The 14,203-nt window shown below is 42.0% G+C and carries 10 protein-coding genes and 1 tRNA gene; 7 read left to right on the forward strand and 4 right to left on the reverse strand.

The window, feature by feature from the left end:
- Positions 1 to 84 precede the first annotated feature (84 nt).
- Positions 85 to 160: transfer RNA gene (locus CGSMWGV1500E_RS04615), tRNA-Asn, on the reverse strand.
- 203 nt (positions 161 to 363) lie between these two features.
- Here CGSMWGV1500E_RS04615 and CGSMWGV1500E_RS06475 point away from each other — a divergent pair.
- Positions 364 to 978 (forward strand): M23 family metallopeptidase, encoded by a 615-nt coding sequence (locus tag CGSMWGV1500E_RS06475; RefSeq protein WP_004127056.1) that lies wholly within the window; start codon positions 364 to 366, stop codon positions 976 to 978.
- A 133-nt stretch (positions 979 to 1,111) separates the two neighbouring features.
- Positions 1,112 to 2,923, forward strand: a complete 1,812-nt coding sequence (locus tag CGSMWGV1500E_RS04605; RefSeq protein ID WP_004127058.1) for an AMP-dependent synthetase/ligase — start codon at positions 1,112 to 1,114, stop codon at positions 2,921 to 2,923.
- An 8-nt stretch (positions 2,924 to 2,931) separates the two neighbouring features.
- On the opposite strand, the gene CGSMWGV1500E_RS04600 is transcribed toward CGSMWGV1500E_RS04605, so the two are convergent.
- From CGSMWGV1500E_RS04600 to CGSMWGV1500E_RS04590, 3 genes are all read right to left on the reverse strand, one after another.
- Positions 2,932 to 4,746, reverse strand: coding sequence for a hypothetical protein (locus CGSMWGV1500E_RS04600; protein ID WP_004127060.1), 1,815 nt, complete (start codon positions 4,744 to 4,746; stop codon positions 2,932 to 2,934).
- 65 nt (positions 4,747 to 4,811) lie between these two features.
- Positions 4,812 to 5,618 carry a fructosamine kinase family protein gene (locus CGSMWGV1500E_RS04595; RefSeq protein ID WP_004127062.1) on the reverse strand — a complete coding sequence of 269 codons (807 nt, stop codon included), beginning with the start codon at positions 5,616 to 5,618 and terminating at the stop codon, positions 4,812 to 4,814.
- 104 nt (positions 5,619 to 5,722) lie between these two features.
- Positions 5,723 to 6,178, reverse strand: coding sequence for a hypothetical protein (locus CGSMWGV1500E_RS04590; RefSeq protein ID WP_004127064.1), 456 nt, complete (start codon positions 6,176 to 6,178; stop codon positions 5,723 to 5,725).
- Between the two features lie 240 nt (positions 6,179 to 6,418).
- On the opposite strand from CGSMWGV1500E_RS04590, the gene leuS reads away from it, so the two are divergent.
- The 5 genes from leuS (at position 6,419) to tsaE (ending at position 14,145) form a co-directional block, all read left to right on the forward strand.
- Positions 6,419 to 9,403, forward strand: coding sequence for a leucine--tRNA ligase (leuS, locus tag CGSMWGV1500E_RS04585; protein WP_004127067.1), 2,985 nt, complete (start codon positions 6,419 to 6,421; stop codon positions 9,401 to 9,403).
- Positions 9,404 to 9,932: 529 nt separating this feature from the next.
- On the forward strand, positions 9,933 to 10,775 hold the full coding sequence (locus tag CGSMWGV1500E_RS04580; protein ID WP_004127069.1) for a ComEA family DNA-binding protein: 843 nt from the start codon (positions 9,933 to 9,935) through the stop codon (positions 10,773 to 10,775).
- Positions 10,776 to 10,782: 7 nt separating this feature from the next.
- Positions 10,783 to 12,465, forward strand: a complete 1,683-nt coding sequence (locus CGSMWGV1500E_RS04575) for a ComEC/Rec2 family competence protein (RefSeq protein WP_004127072.1) — start codon at positions 10,783 to 10,785, stop codon at positions 12,463 to 12,465.
- A 66-nt stretch (positions 12,466 to 12,531) separates the two neighbouring features.
- The gene (gene holA, locus CGSMWGV1500E_RS04570) at positions 12,532 to 13,530 is read left to right on the forward strand and encodes a DNA polymerase III subunit delta (protein ID WP_004127075.1); all 999 of its coding nucleotides are present in this window, start codon (positions 12,532 to 12,534) and stop codon (positions 13,528 to 13,530) included.
- A gap of 42 nt (positions 13,531 to 13,572) precedes the next feature.
- On the forward strand, positions 13,573 to 14,145 hold the full coding sequence (gene tsaE, locus CGSMWGV1500E_RS04565) for a tRNA (adenosine(37)-N6)-threonylcarbamoyltransferase complex ATPase subunit type 1 TsaE (RefSeq protein WP_004127080.1): 573 nt from the start codon (positions 13,573 to 13,575) through the stop codon (positions 14,143 to 14,145).
- The last annotated feature ends 58 nt before the right edge of the window (positions 14,146 to 14,203 follow it).

Genomic DNA, 14,203 nt, shown 5'->3' on the forward strand with positions numbered 1-14,203 from the left:
TGTTGCCTTAAGCCTAATTAGCAATTCGCGGGGTATTCTCGTGTTTTTAAAAACAAAAAAGCCACTGGACTTCCAGTGGCTTGATGGCTCCTGCGGCTGGGCTTGAACCAGCGACCATTCGATTAACAGTCGAACGCTCTGCCAACTGAGCTACGCAGGAATATTTTGTGCAGGCTTACTGCCGCGCACAAGACATTTATATTACACGGAATTTTTGAAGATGCAAATATGGCGTGTTTTGGCGTGTCGAAATAGTGATTATAAGCATATGTTTTATCCACAATGCGCTAAAAGCTTATGATTTTGGCAAATTAGCTGCAAAACTTTTATAAAAGTCGCTTTATAAATATTTATGGGGGATATATGTGTATTCGCAAAAATTATGAATTATATTGCCGAATAGCTGCCTGCTTGGGGATTTTTATAATCTCAGTTATTTTATTAGATACGCTGTTTTCGCAATACGAAATGCAGCAAAATAATCCTGCTAAATACTACGCTTCTAAATCTTTAGGCGTATGCTGTAAAAGCTGCGCTCTTGCTAAAAGTTTTTATAGTGAAGAAACATGCAAATCTGCTATGAAGTGGCCGGTAAAGCCTCCTCGTATTGTAAAAGCTTTTAATCCGCCGCCTAAGCCTTGGATGGCTGGGCATCGCGGTGTGGATTTAGCAGCTTCAAAAGGAACTCCTCTTTATGCTCCTGCAGATGGTGTTATTAGTTTTGTTGGTAAAGTTGCTAGAAAGTCTGTTGTAACAATTAGGCATGGTGAGCTTACTTCTACTTTTGAGCCTGCGGTAACAAATCTTACTGTTGGAGTGTTTGTAAAGCAGGGGCAAAAATTTGCTCATGTTGAAGGTGGGTCGGATCATTGCGCAAATCGCTGCGTGCAATGGGGTCTAAAACGAAAGAATCGTACTTACGTAAACCCTGCAAGTATGACTGCTCGCAAAAAAATCGTTCTTAAGCCAGTCAACTAAATAGCATAATTAATATTCATATTTGTAGAAAACTGAACAAAATCTGCGTCAATCTTGTAGATATTGCCATAGTGTGAGGGTGTGAACAGCGTATAGTAAAGATTAATATCGATTATGCAACACAGGAGCGCATATGCAAGAATATTCTCGTCCACTTGATGAAGCTATTGATACAGATGTTAATATTTTTTCTCTGCTAGAAGATCGAGTTTCTCGCTGCGCGAATGATTCGTTAATTGAGTATGTTGATTCTTTAGGTTCGTGGAAGTCTTATTCTGCTAAAGAATTTCGAGATATGGTAGTTGCTGTTGCTAAAGGTTTTATTGCGCGCGGAGTTATGCCGGGGGATTCTATTTCGATTATTGCGCATACCTCATGGCAGTGGACGGTTCTTGACATGGCTATTATGTCTATTGGCGCTTTAACCGTGCCAATTTACGAAACTAGCTCATCTATTCAAATACAGCATATTGTTGAGGATTCTAAAGTTTGCTCAATATTCGTTGAGTCTGCCGATATGCTTCCAAAAATAGAAGCTGTTAAGGATGATTGCTCTACTCTTCACGACGTTTATGTTATAAACCGTGGAGCGCTTGATGCTTTTATTGAGTACGGTAAAACTGTAACTGATTCGGAGTTTTACGAGCGAGTTCACGCGGTTTGCGGAAGTGATTTAGCAACAATTGTCTACACTTCCGGTTCAACAGGCGAGCCTAAAGGAATTGAGCTTACGCATAGTAATTTTGCTTTTATTGCAAAGTCAGGCGTTGTTTCTATGCCAGATATTGCCTTAAAAGGTAATCCTCGCTTAATGCTGTTTTTGCCTCTTGCTCACGTGTTCGCAAGATTTATGCAATTCTTCTGCTTTGCTGGAAACGTTACGCTTGGTTTAACGAGCAATTTGAAAACAGTTTTGTCTGATTTTCAAACGTTTAAGCCGACTTTTATTCTTGGCGTTCCTCGTATTTTTGAAAAAATCTATAACGCTGCTTCGCAAAAAGCCGGCAGGGGAGTTAAAGGTTTTATTTTTGCTTATGCGGCAAAAGTTGCGCGTCAATGGTCTTATTCTCAGCAGTCTAAAGCGATGGTTCCACCTATGCTTGCTTTAAGCCACGCATTATGCAAAAAATTAGTTTATAAGCCACTTTTGCAAGTCTTTGGCGGTTCTGTTTCGTACGCTATTTCCGGAGGCGCTCCTCTCGATATGTCGATTGCGCACTTCTTTAACGGCATCGGTTTGCCTTTGCTTGAAGGTTACGGAATGACTGAAACTTGCGCTCCGTCTATGGTGAATCCTACAAGCGGATACCGTATTGGAACTGTTGGCTTGCCGGTAAAAGGCGTGTCTGTTGCAATTGCGGATGATGGTGAGCTGTGTATTAAAAGCCCAGCAGTATGCAAAGGGTATCATAATAATCCGGAGCTTACTCGTCAACAAATTGTAAACGGCTGGTTGCATACGGGTGACTTTGGTTCTTTAGATGATGACGGTTTTGTGCGTATTACCGGCAGAAAGAAAGATCTTATTATTACGGCTGGCGGAAAGAATTTATCTCCAAACGCGTTAGAAGCTTCGTTAATGTCTTCTCCAATTGTTTCTCAAGCGGTTGTTATTGGAGACAGAAAGCCATTTGTTGCGGCGCTTATTGCGCTTGATTTGGCGGAAGTAAATTCTTGGCTTGCTTCCAGAGGAGCGTGCAAAGTGCGCTCGCTTAAAGAAGCGTCAGTAAACGGAATTGTGCGTGCAGAAGTTGAGCGTGCCGTCACTAAAGCTAATTTGCTTGTTTCTAGGGCGGAGTCTATTCGTAAGTTTGAAATAGTGCCGGACGCTTTTACGCAAGATAACGGTCTGCTTACGCCAAGCTTAAAAGCTAAACGTCAGGCAGTTGTTGAGCGTTACCACGAGCTTATTGAGCGCGTTATTTACGCTCCTCGAAAGCACTAAGCGTAACTTTACAATCCTGCATCAGCTAGGGAAATGTAGCCCGGGTCTATTAGGCGAGCCTTCAAATTCGTTGCACTAACTGCTATCAGCTGTTCATAAACAGTTGGAACCGTAATTCCAGGCTCAATTGTCGATTGTTTTGTTGCAATCTTTGTAGAAAGATTTCCGGTGCTATTTAACGAATCGCACATTTCTGTAATATCTTTACTAATCTGTGCCTGATGCTCAATAGTTGTCATCCACTGCTTGCCGCTTACAATATTTGGCATAATATTCTTGTATGCTCCGTAGCCGGTTATTGCAGGCCATTTTTTTGCGTTAGCAGCATCGTTAGCATCTTCGGACTGTTCCTTGCTAATTTGCGCGTCTTTTGCGTTCTTATTGGAGCTGTTTTTAGGAGAAGGAACAGGGCGCTTAATAAGATTTCTTTTACCAATGAAGTTTCCAATAACATTCGGCAAAGTAAACGAAGGATTTATGTCTGCAGCGCTTCCTTCGTAGCCTAAATCGCTTAAAGTTTGCGAAGCTTGCAAAGCAACTTGATCGTCAAGAGCAATAATGCCGTCAACATGCATTGGTGAAGGAGTTAGAAGATTATCGTTTTTAGTAATACGATTCTTCAACTCAGTTTTTACAGCATCCGAATTATCTGCGTCAAAAGCAACGTTAATCCAGTCTTTTTCGCTACTATTTGCATGCAATTTTCCGGAAGTGCTAAGCAGAGTGCCAGAAGCAAAATATGGTCTAAGTACTTTCCACATTCCTGCAAAAGCTTCTTTTGCAAACTCGTCTTCTAACTGTGTTGAGGAGCTGTTATCTGCATTATCTTTTGAACTATTTTCGCCACTATTTTGAGATTCTTGATTATTATTTGAGGAAGAATTTTGGTTTTCACTGTTAGAATCTGCATTATTTGAGTCAGAATCGTTTGAACCGTTTGAATCGTTTGAGTTTTGACCGTTTGTGCCACTATTAGTTTTTGCGTGCAAATTTATATTTTTCTGATTGTGGCATGGCAAAAGAACTTCAATATAGCGCGGATTTTCGCGAGTAGCACGGTCGAGAGCAAGTTTTTGAACTAATGTTTCTGCTTGAGTTTCGCCAATGCTACTAGCGTCAGAAAGGTGGAAAAGAACATCTGGCTTAAATCCTGGAATTGAACGCGAAAGCATAACTACGTGCATTCCAGATTTTTGAGCAAGTCGAAGAGATGAGGCTAAACGCTTTTGAGAAAGAAGAATATTTTTGTCTGTGTCTTCAGAATCGTTTTTACCCGCTAAAAGACCCTGCTTATTTTTTGTGTCTTCTGTTTTGTTTGACGTAGGCAAAGTTGCGTAATCCCCATAATTATTATTGCCATTCTTATTAGTCCATGGAGCAATAACAATAGTGGTTTTACTCAGCTTCTTCTTAATTTTTTCGTTTGAATTGCCAGTATTTTGCTTATTTTTATTGTTATGATTTTCTAAATGCAATGGTGTTAGCAAATTCACAACATAATCCTGCACGTCTTGACTCTGCTGCGAAAGACTAGAAGAAGTTTTTGTAGTAATAGAATCATCGTTAAAACCCTTATTTTTTAAGTCTTTAACGATTTCTGGAACAAGATGATCCCATGTGCTTAGTGGCTTGTGTCTTGTTAAAGCTAAACCATCTGAAGGGGTGAAAATAACAACATTTCCGCGATACGTTTGCTGCACGTTTTTAGGACTGGAAGAAGTTTTAGAAGTAGTTCCGCATGCACTAACAACAAATAGTGTTGAAACTAGTGCTGTTAGCACAACTATAATTCTTTTCCAAGTGCTTACACGCAAACGAATCATACTAATGGCCTTTCGTAATTTTTACGATTAAGTCTTTAAATGTTTTATTTGTTTACTGCTGAAAATCAGCTATTTAATAATCTTCTGCACATTTCTCGATACTCGCTTACGTATCCGCCGCCAAAGAATACGCAGTGGCCTGCAATAGGGTAGAGCTGCCAAATAATCATGCGCTGCTCAAAACCTGCCTTAAGTGGATGTACAGACTGGTATCCGTCCAAAATCTGCTTAAAATAGCTGATTCCAAACAGGTGAAGCATAGCTAAATCTTCTTCGCGGTGCCCGCCGTGGGCTGCAGGATCAATCAGCACAGCCTCAGTATGCTCTCCATCCTCGCTTTTAGTCCACAAAACGTTTCCGCTCCACAAGTCGCCGTGAACGCGCGCAGGCTTATCTTCCGCAGTCTTTCCTAATAAATCAGGCAGCGCATCAATAACTTCGTTCGTAAGAGCCAAATCGCTTTTAGTAAGCTCTCCGCGAGCAATCCCAAGCTCAACCATAGGACGCAAACGCCCATCCGCAAGATAGTCAATAACGTTATTCCACTCGCCAGTTGGCATATTAACAGGGTCGCTTAAAGGTCCAAAATAGCATGTTCCATCATAATCAGCAGGAGCTTGACCAAAATATTTCGCACCATAGTCGTGCATGTGTGCAAGAGCTGCACCGAACTCAAAAGCAGCTAAAGGAGTTGGGGAAGCAGTGTCAATTCGCTCAATATTAAGGTAGTCGTTTCCCCAATCAAACACTTTTGCAACTCTAGGGCCGCCAAACTTATGGGCTTCTTGCAACCATTGCAAACCCTTGCCTTCGCATTCAAAAAAACGCTCAGGTGCGTATAATCTGCTTTTTTTATACACATTATTGTCCATAGCAGCCTTCTTAACGTACTAGCATATACAGCTTATGCATATACGGCTTATCGTTACACACTTAATAAATATTTTACGAATAAACTAAATTATTCCCAATCTCACTATTTTACTGAAGTATTAGCACAATCAGACAAGCTGTGTTTAAATGCAGGGCAGAATGTTTTTGCAAACTGATAGCCAAAAAGCAATCCTGCTAAAAATAGTGCAGAACCCAAACCGGTGTAAAACACTGCAATAAACTGTTCGGGAGCTATGTTGGTTGCGCGCAAAACAATTCCAAAAGTCATCATAAAAGCCATGATTATAAAAGATTTAACGTCAAAGAATTTGAGGAAAAATTGTTTTTCTTTGTATGCGAGGATTCTTTGAGTATGTTTTTTAACGAGTTTTCCAAAAATCAGGAATTGGAATATTGCAAAAACAACTAGAGACAAAGCGTAATTCAGCGGTTGCAAATAATTCTGGTAAGCCAACAAGCCAATCTTAAGAATATTAAAACCAGCAGCGCCCCAAACTAAGCAAGCAATAAGTAGTAACGTATTTTTTTGTACTTTCAATTCACAACCTCTTTAATATTTATAGTTTTATTGAATTTTACCTAATTTTCTAATCTTTATTCGCTTAAAAAGTTTATTTACTATTGTAATGATTTATTTTGCAAAATAAGCATAAAATCTTAATTTTGTGCGCGTATTAGGAAAACTTACGTTAAAACTACATATTTTCTCAATAAAATATCAATAAAACTTGTAAAAAGTGTTGCATAATGACTGCATAAGACGCTATAGTCCTAGGGTATGAACGACAACGATCAACAGTATGCAACAGCTGACAATAAAGCTACTATTGCTGAGCCAGCTTTTCGTTACAACGCGCAGCTCGCACAAGATATTGAGCAGCGCTGGCAAAAAACCTGGGACGAGCAGGGCACGTTCTGGGCTGCTAATGTTAAGGGCAATTTGAAGGATGGCGAAGGCAGGAATGCTGACGGTCGTCCTTCTTTCTTTGCAATGGACATGTTCCCGTATCCTTCCGGTAAAGGCTTGCACGTTGGGCATCCTCTTGGATACTTGGCAACGGATGTTGTAAGCCGCTACCACCGCATGAAGGGTGAGAATGTTCTTCACGCAATGGGTTACGACGCTTTTGGTTTGCCGGCTGAACAGTATGCTGTGCAAACTGGTCAGCATCCGCGCATTACTACCGAGGCAAATATTGCCAATATGCGCAGGCAGCTGCATCGCATGGGCTTGAGCTTTGATGATCGTAGGTCTTTTGCAACGATTGACACGAATTATGTGCGTTGGACGCAATGGATTTTCTCCAAGCTTTATGACGCTTGGTACGACCCTGATTTTGTTCGCAAAGACGGCGGAAAGGGTTCTGCTCGACCAATCTGCGAGCTCGTTGACGAGTTTAAGAGCGGTAAGCGTGAAATCCCAGGATTTGCAGGCAAAAAGTGGGAAGAGCTTAACAAGGTAGAACAAGCGGACGTTTTGAACGACTTCCGTATTGCTTATATTTCTAAATCTCCTGTAAATTGGTGCCCAGGTTTGGGAACTGTGCTTGCAAACGAGGAAGTTACTGCAGAAGGTAAGTCTGAGCGCGGAAACTTCCCAGTATTCCAGCGCAACCTTCGCCAATGGTCCATGCGAATTACAGCTTACGGACACCGCTTGGTAGAAGATTTGAACACTATTGATTGGCCAGAAAAAGTTAAGCTTATGCAGCGAAACTGGATTGGTGAATCTCACGGCGCGTCCGTGCACTTTGAAGTGCCATGTGCGGACGGCGAAACACGCGATTTGGAAGTGTACACTACTCGTCCAGACACGCTTTTTGGCACAACTTTTGCGGTTGTTTCCGTAGATCATCCAATTCTTAAACATATTCCAGAAGCTTGGGAAGCTAGCGTTCCAGAAAGCTGGAAGGGTGGCTACGCAAGTCTTAAAGAAGGCTTGGCAGAGTATCAAGCTCAAGCTCGCGCAAAAACAGCTAAAGATCGCACAGAAGACGCAGGCGCAAAAACAGGCTTGTTCACTGGTCTTTACGCAATTAATCCTGTAACTGGAGCAAAACTTCCGCTCTTTACTGCCGACTACGTGCTTATGGATTACGGCACCGGAGCAATTATGGCAGTTCCTGGCGGAGATCAGCGCGATTACGATTTTGCAAAAGCCTTCGGTTTACCGGTAATCTACACGGTTGAGCCTCTGCCTGGTTCTGACGAAAAGTTGGCAGATTACGAAGGTAAAGCTCCGTTCGTGTCACACGACGGAATTGTTATTAATTCTGCAGTAGAGCATACGCACAAGCTTGGTGACGCTTTGTCTATTAACGGTTTGCGCGTGGATGAAGCTATTAAAAAGGTGACGACCTGGCTTGAAGCTGCAGGCGTAGGAAAAGGTAGGGTTTCTTACCGACTTCGCGACTGGCTGTTTTCTCGCCAGCGCTACTGGGGTGAGCCATTCCCAATCGTTTACGACGAGGATGGTGTAGCTCACTTAGTTCCAGATAGCGAGCTTCCGATTGCTTTGCCGGACGTTCCAGACTATCAGCCAAAAACTTACGCTCCAGACGACGCAAATTCGGAGCCTGAAGCGCCTTTGAGCAGAAACGATGATTGGGTAAAAGTTCAGATTGATCTTGGAGACGGTGTAAAAACCTACTACCGCGACACCAACACTATGCCGAACTGGGCTGGTTCCTGCTGGTACTACATGCGCTACTTGGATCCAAATGACGCTGAGCACATGGTTGACAGCGACGAATATGACTACTGGATGGGTACGAAACGTCCAGGCAAAGAGCATGTATCTGGCGGCGTTGACCTTTATGTTGGTGGTGTAGAGCATGCAGTTTTGCACTTGCTTTACTCCAGGTTCTGGCATAAAGCGCTTTATGATTTGGGTTACGTGGATTCTGCAGAACCATTCCACCGCCTGTTTAACCAGGGCATGATTCAAGCTTATGCGTACACGGATGAGCGCGGACAGTATGTTCCAGCAGACGAAGTTGAAGAAGTCGCATCAAACGGCGCTGGTGAACCAACGTTTACTTGGCATGGCGAAAGTGTGAACCGTGAGTTCGGTAAAATGGGCAAGAGCTTAAAGAATATTGTGACTCCGGACTACATGTACGAAAACTACGGTGCAGATACGTTCCGCTTGTACGAAATGAGCATGGGTCCGCTTTCTGAGTCTCGCCCTTGGAACACGCGTAACGTTGTTGGTGGCATGCGCTTCCTTCAGCGCTTGTGGCGTAACGTTGTGAACGAAGAAACCGGCGCTTGCGTAGTAACAGAAGATGCACTCGATGAGAAAACGCTTAAGCTTCTTAACAATACAATTGCAGAAGTGACTGTGGAAATGGAAGCAATGCGTCCAAATACTGCAATCGCTAAGCTGATTGTGTTGAACAACCACTTGACTTCGCTTCCTCACGTGCCACGAGCAGCTGTTGAGCCACTAATTCTTATGCTGGCTCCAATTGCGCCGCATATTTGCGAAGAAATGTGGAGCAAGCTTGGGCATGATAAGTCTATTGCTCACGCAGATTGGCCTGTTGCGGATTCTCGCTACGTTGGTGAGGATACTGTTACTGCCGTTGTGCAAATTAAGGGCAAGGTTCGAGCAAAGCTTGAAGTTGATCCAAATATTGACGCTTCTGAGCTTGAAAAGCTCGCTTTGGAAGCTGTAGCTGATCGCTTGGGTGGTAAGGCTCCGCGCAAGGTGATTGTGAAGGCTCCGAAGATTGTGTCTATTGTGCCTGACGAGAGGTAAGATTCGGCTTAATTAATGCTGTATTGCGCGACGGCCTGCTTTCGCGCTTTACAGCATTTTTTGTTATTCTTGGGTTTCGTCTATGAGTTTTGTAACTGATTTAGTTTTTTGGTTTTGACGAGGCTGGAAAATTTGTGTTTGCGTGCGTCCCGTCCTTCGGGCGCTCTGGTTGCTAAAGACGCTTATTGTGTTCGCCTATATTTAAAGAATGTAGCTTCTCAGTCCTCTTTTAGCACTGAACACAATTTTTCCAGCCTCTCAACACATTAAACCGCAACACAAAACTCATAGACTAGTTAAGTTTGTTACGCAAGTGCGTGGTTTACTAAGTGCAACTAAAGTCACACAATTAAGCTGCGGGGTAGTTTGTGGTTTTTGTGTTTAGTGTGGTGTCAGCAGAGCTTTAATTTTAGTGTTCTTTGAACAGTAGAGAATGTTAAAGGTTTTAACCACAGGGGATGATTTTTGTTGCGAAGTGTTATAAGTTTCCCAATAGTTAAGTTAAGAACTTTAAGATTTGGGGGATTTAATGGAAGACTTTGGGCAAAATTCTGGTCGGCATTATTCTAATAATTTGCCTATTGATAGGCCTGGTATTGACTTGCCTAGGCGGCGTATTGCATCTTCTTTAGAAGAATTTTCTAAACGAAGTTTTGACGACGACTTTAGCGAAAATATGCGCGAAAGTATGCGCGAAAGTAAGCGCGAAAATTATTTTGACTCTTTTAACTCTTTTGACGAAACTATTAGAAACATAAAATCTTCTCCGCGTTTTCATATGAAGCCAGTCCATACTTTGGCAATTATGTTCGTGCTTGTCGTTGCATTGTGTGCGAGTCTTACCATGCTTATTTCGCAGTCGTTAACGTATCAGCGTGTGCAAAATAGTAAGTCTGAATCATTGCAAAAAATAGAAGATAATGCGGATTATTCAAAGCGTTCTTTTGACGATTTAGAAGATAGTAATTCTAAGAAAAATAACGAAAATGGTGAATCTGACTACGGTATCGAAAGTAGTGAAAGTAGCGAAAGTATCGAAAGTAGAGAAAGTATCGAAAGTAGCGAAAGTGGCGAAAGTGGCGAAAGTAGCGAAAGATCTGAAAACGGTCGAAACAGTCAAAGCGGAAAAAGTAGGAAAAGTAGAAAAAGCAAATCTGTTTCTAATAAGAGTGATACTTTTCGCATAAATATTAACACTGCAACAGTGGATCAACTGCAAAGCTTAAAAGGAATCGGCCCAAAAACAGCTGCGCGCATTATTGCTCATAGAAAACGAGTTGGCGGTTTTAACAGTTTGGAAGATTTGCTGCAAATAAAGGGCATTGGTCCTAAAACTTTGAATAAATTCCGCGGAAATGTTGAAGTTAAATAGGTGAATTATGCGAGAAAAAGTAGAAAACGTTTCTGGAAGTCGAGATTTTAGAATGATTCCTGTTGCTGCAGCTTACTGGGCTGGATGCCTAATAGGAAAATGGTTGAGCCAAATGCGAGTAATCCACGCAGGAATAGTTGCAATAATAGGATTTTCCTTCGCTTTTTTAGTAGCATTTTTTCTGCGTCGTAAATGCAATGATTGGAGCAGAACTATTCAAACAGTAGCGTACGTTTCTTTAGCAGCATGCATGATTTCATACCTTGGCCAATGCGTGCTTTCAAAAGACGTTATTATGCAAGAAATACGTGCAGAAAACCTTACTAAAATTCATTATTCTAACTATAAATCTACTTTGAATACTCATATTGCGGAGGCGGAAGTTAGAGTGTTGACTCCTTTTAGAGCTTCGAAAAGTTTTAATGGAGATTGTCAAGCTAATGTGCGCGTCTACAAATTTGCAAACACTCAAAGTTACGTTAATGCCAGGTTTTACGCATACAATCCAGTTTGCAGGAATATTAGTTACGGTATGAGGATTCGAGTTCCTGTTAGCTTAAAATCTTCGCGTTTTGACAATAAGCCTGAATTGCATGTGCAAAAAACTCAGCAAAATGTGCAAATTATACAAGGCGCAAACTTTTGGCAAAACTCTGCTAACAATTTGTGGAAATCATTTTATAACGTAACAAATAACCTTGATACTCAAGGAAGAATGTTGGTTCCGGGAATAACTATTGGAATGTTGGGGCAAGAGTATGTGCCAACGGAAGCAACAAATTCGCTAAATCCAATAGACGCAACTTATTCAACTATGACTCGTCAGCATTTTCAGCATGCTGGAATTATGCACGTTATGGCTGTTTCAGGAGGCCACTTTTTGCTACTTAGCATGATTATTTACAGATGCTGCTCATATTTACTACTTCCGCGTTGGGCTACTTCTTCAATACAAATTGCGTTGCAGATTTCTTTAGCCGCAATAGTTTACCCTTCAGCATCTGTACTTAGGGCGCTGATTATGGGAATAATATCCGCGGTTGCGTGGTGCTGCAAGCGCCCATACCAGTCGGCAAGCGCGCTAAGTTGGACTGTTATTGGAGTGTTACTAGTAAACCCTTCGTACGCTTGGGACTATGCTTTTGCGCTTTCTTCTGCAGCAACTTTGGGAATTGTTGTTATGGGAGTGCCGTTGTCGAAAACATTTTCGCAATATGTGCCGCATTTTATCGCTTCTGCGCTCGCAATAACTTTGTCTGCACAATTGTGGACGATGCCAGTGCAAATTCTTATGCAGCCGGAAGTTTCTTTTATGTCTGTGCCGGCGAATCTAATAATTGCGCCTTTTATGGATTGGGCAACAGTATTCGGCTTAATTTCGCTTGCTTGCGCGAGTTTTAATGCTGGGGCATCGCTTGTTTTTGCGAGAGTTTCATCAATTGGAACAAGTTTTATGGAAAAGTGCGCGTATTGGTGTGATGAAGCATCTTTTGGCGTGTTTCCTTGGATGAAGGGTGCTGCTGGAGCGTGGATGATGGCATGTGCAGAAGTTGTAATATTTGCTGTTTTTATGCTTGTTTTTCGCAGTTTTCACAATCGTTACTACGTTCAGCGCATAAGCATAATCGGGCAATTATGGGCATCTTCTGTAAAGCGAACCATAAGTGAAGCCGCGCAAATCTTCGAGTAGTTAAATATGTACGCATATTCTAGAGGAATATTATGATGGTTAAAGTTAGTTTGTTTAAGGAGCATTATGGCAGCAAGTAATAATCGCGCACAACGTATTATGCCGGTGACTCTTGTAGTTGGCGGGGATGATTACTTAAATAATCTTAATGCTAGAACTTTGCGAGAAAAAATACAGAAGAATGCTCCGGATGCTGAAATTATTGAGCTTGACGTTTCATCCGCAGATAAGTACGCGTTTGACGAAGCTGTTGGCCCTTCGCTTTTTGGCGACGGCACAATCGTTACTATTAACGATTTGCAAAATGCGGATGAGTCTTTAGTAGAAGCGATTGAAAAATTCTGCAAACAAGCTCAAAATAACGAAAATAATTTTGTAGAATCTTCTGCAAGCTGGGTTATTGCTCGTCATGAAGGCGGTCTTAAAGGAAAATCTATTGTTATTCGTCTTACAAAAGCTGGTGCTCAAATAATCACAGTGCCGGATCTTAAAAAAGACGATGCAAAACTCAACTTTGTTATGAGCATATTTGATCGTTACAATCGAAGCGTTGAGCCGCAAGCTGCGCAACGACTTGTGGCGGTTTTGGGTGGAAAAACAGGCGAGCTTGCAGCATTGTGCTCGCAATTATGCTTCGACTATGACGATAATCCAATAACTCTTAATATTGTTGACCGCTATCTTATTGCAGATCCGCAAGTTACCGGCTTTTTTGTGGCAGATAAAGCTGTTACAGGTCACTTAGGCTCTGCGGTGCTTTCTGCAAGAACTGCAGTTGCGCAAGGAGTTGACCCTATAGCGTTAATCGGCGCTTTGGCTTCAAAAGTTCGTTTAATTGCGCTTGCAATGGCAGTTCGTAACGGCACGATTTCTAGTGCGGAAGCGAAAGCAAATCCGTGGGCGTTTAAAATGGCAATGCGTCAGCTTGCAGGCTGGAGTAGTGCTGGAGTTTCTAAAAGTTTACAAGCTTTAGCTTGGGCGGATGAGCAGTGCAAAGGCGGATCTAGCGACGCGAATTATGCGCTTGAAAAATGCATTATGATAATTTCGTCTAAAGGAAATTAAAAATCGTAAATTACAAATATTATGTGAAAGATTGTGTTAAGTATGAAAGAAGAAACGGTGTTAGAACAGCAAAAAGTTCGTACTGTGCCTACGGATACTAATATGCGCGAGCTTGGTAAATCTGTGGCAAAACTGGTTAAAGAAGGAGACGTTTTGCTGCTTTCTGGTCCTCTTGGGGCTGGTAAAACAACGTTCGCTCAAGGTTTTGGCGCGGGTCTTTCAATTAGTGAGCCGATTGTGTCTCCAACTTTTACGATTGCGCGTGAATTGCACGGCACTTTTGCGGATGGTAAGCCTGCAACTTTAATTCACGTTGACGCTTACCGTTTGGGTGGTGAGAATTTTGCCCCGGGCCAAGATACTGTTTCGCGTTTGCTTGACGAGCTTGAATCTTTGGGTCTTGACGAAGCTTTGGAAGAGCCAGGAGACGGCACTGTTGTGCTTATGGAGTGGGGTGAGCAAATGGCTGGAGTGCTGGCATCTGAGCGCTTAGAAGTTCATATTGCAAGGCCTATTGATTCTTCGCAAGTTGACGACTTTACTAGTGATGGTGAGCGAATCGTAACTTTGAAAGCTGTTGGCAAGGATTGGCTTAATCGACTTGCAAAATTGTAATTAAGAAATACACGGAAAATATAGCAGAAAATATTACAACAAATATCGCAATAAATAA

Origin of the sequence: Gardnerella vaginalis 1500E, assembly GCF_000263595.1 — a bacterium.
GTDB classification, from domain to species: Bacteria; Actinomycetota; Actinomycetes; order Actinomycetales; family Bifidobacteriaceae; genus Bifidobacterium; species Bifidobacterium vaginale_E.

Bases quoted from the DNA above. Each gene is read 5' to 3' on its own strand.
- CGSMWGV1500E_RS06475 (WP_004127056.1), top strand. From the start codon at position 364: ATGTGTATTCGCAAAAATTATGAATTATATTGCCGAATAGCTGCCTGC.
- CGSMWGV1500E_RS04605 (WP_004127058.1), top strand. From the start codon at position 1,112: ATGCAAGAATATTCTCGTCCACTTGATGAAGCTATTGATACAGATGTT.
- CGSMWGV1500E_RS04600 (WP_004127060.1), bottom strand. From the start codon at position 4,746: ATGATTCGTTTGCGTGTAAGCACTTGGAAAAGAATTATAGTTGTGCTA.
- CGSMWGV1500E_RS04595 (WP_004127062.1), bottom strand. From the start codon at position 5,618: ATGGACAATAATGTGTATAAAAAAAGCAGATTATACGCACCTGAGCGT.
- leuS (WP_004127067.1), top strand. From the start codon at position 6,419: ATGAACGACAACGATCAACAGTATGCAACAGCTGACAATAAAGCTACT.
- CGSMWGV1500E_RS04580 (WP_004127069.1), top strand. From the start codon at position 9,933: ATGGAAGACTTTGGGCAAAATTCTGGTCGGCATTATTCTAATAATTTG.
- CGSMWGV1500E_RS04575 (WP_004127072.1), top strand. From the start codon at position 10,783: ATGCGAGAAAAAGTAGAAAACGTTTCTGGAAGTCGAGATTTTAGAATG.
- holA (WP_004127075.1), top strand. From the start codon at position 12,532: ATGGCAGCAAGTAATAATCGCGCACAACGTATTATGCCGGTGACTCTT.
- tsaE (WP_004127080.1), top strand. From the start codon at position 13,573: ATGAAAGAAGAAACGGTGTTAGAACAGCAAAAAGTTCGTACTGTGCCT.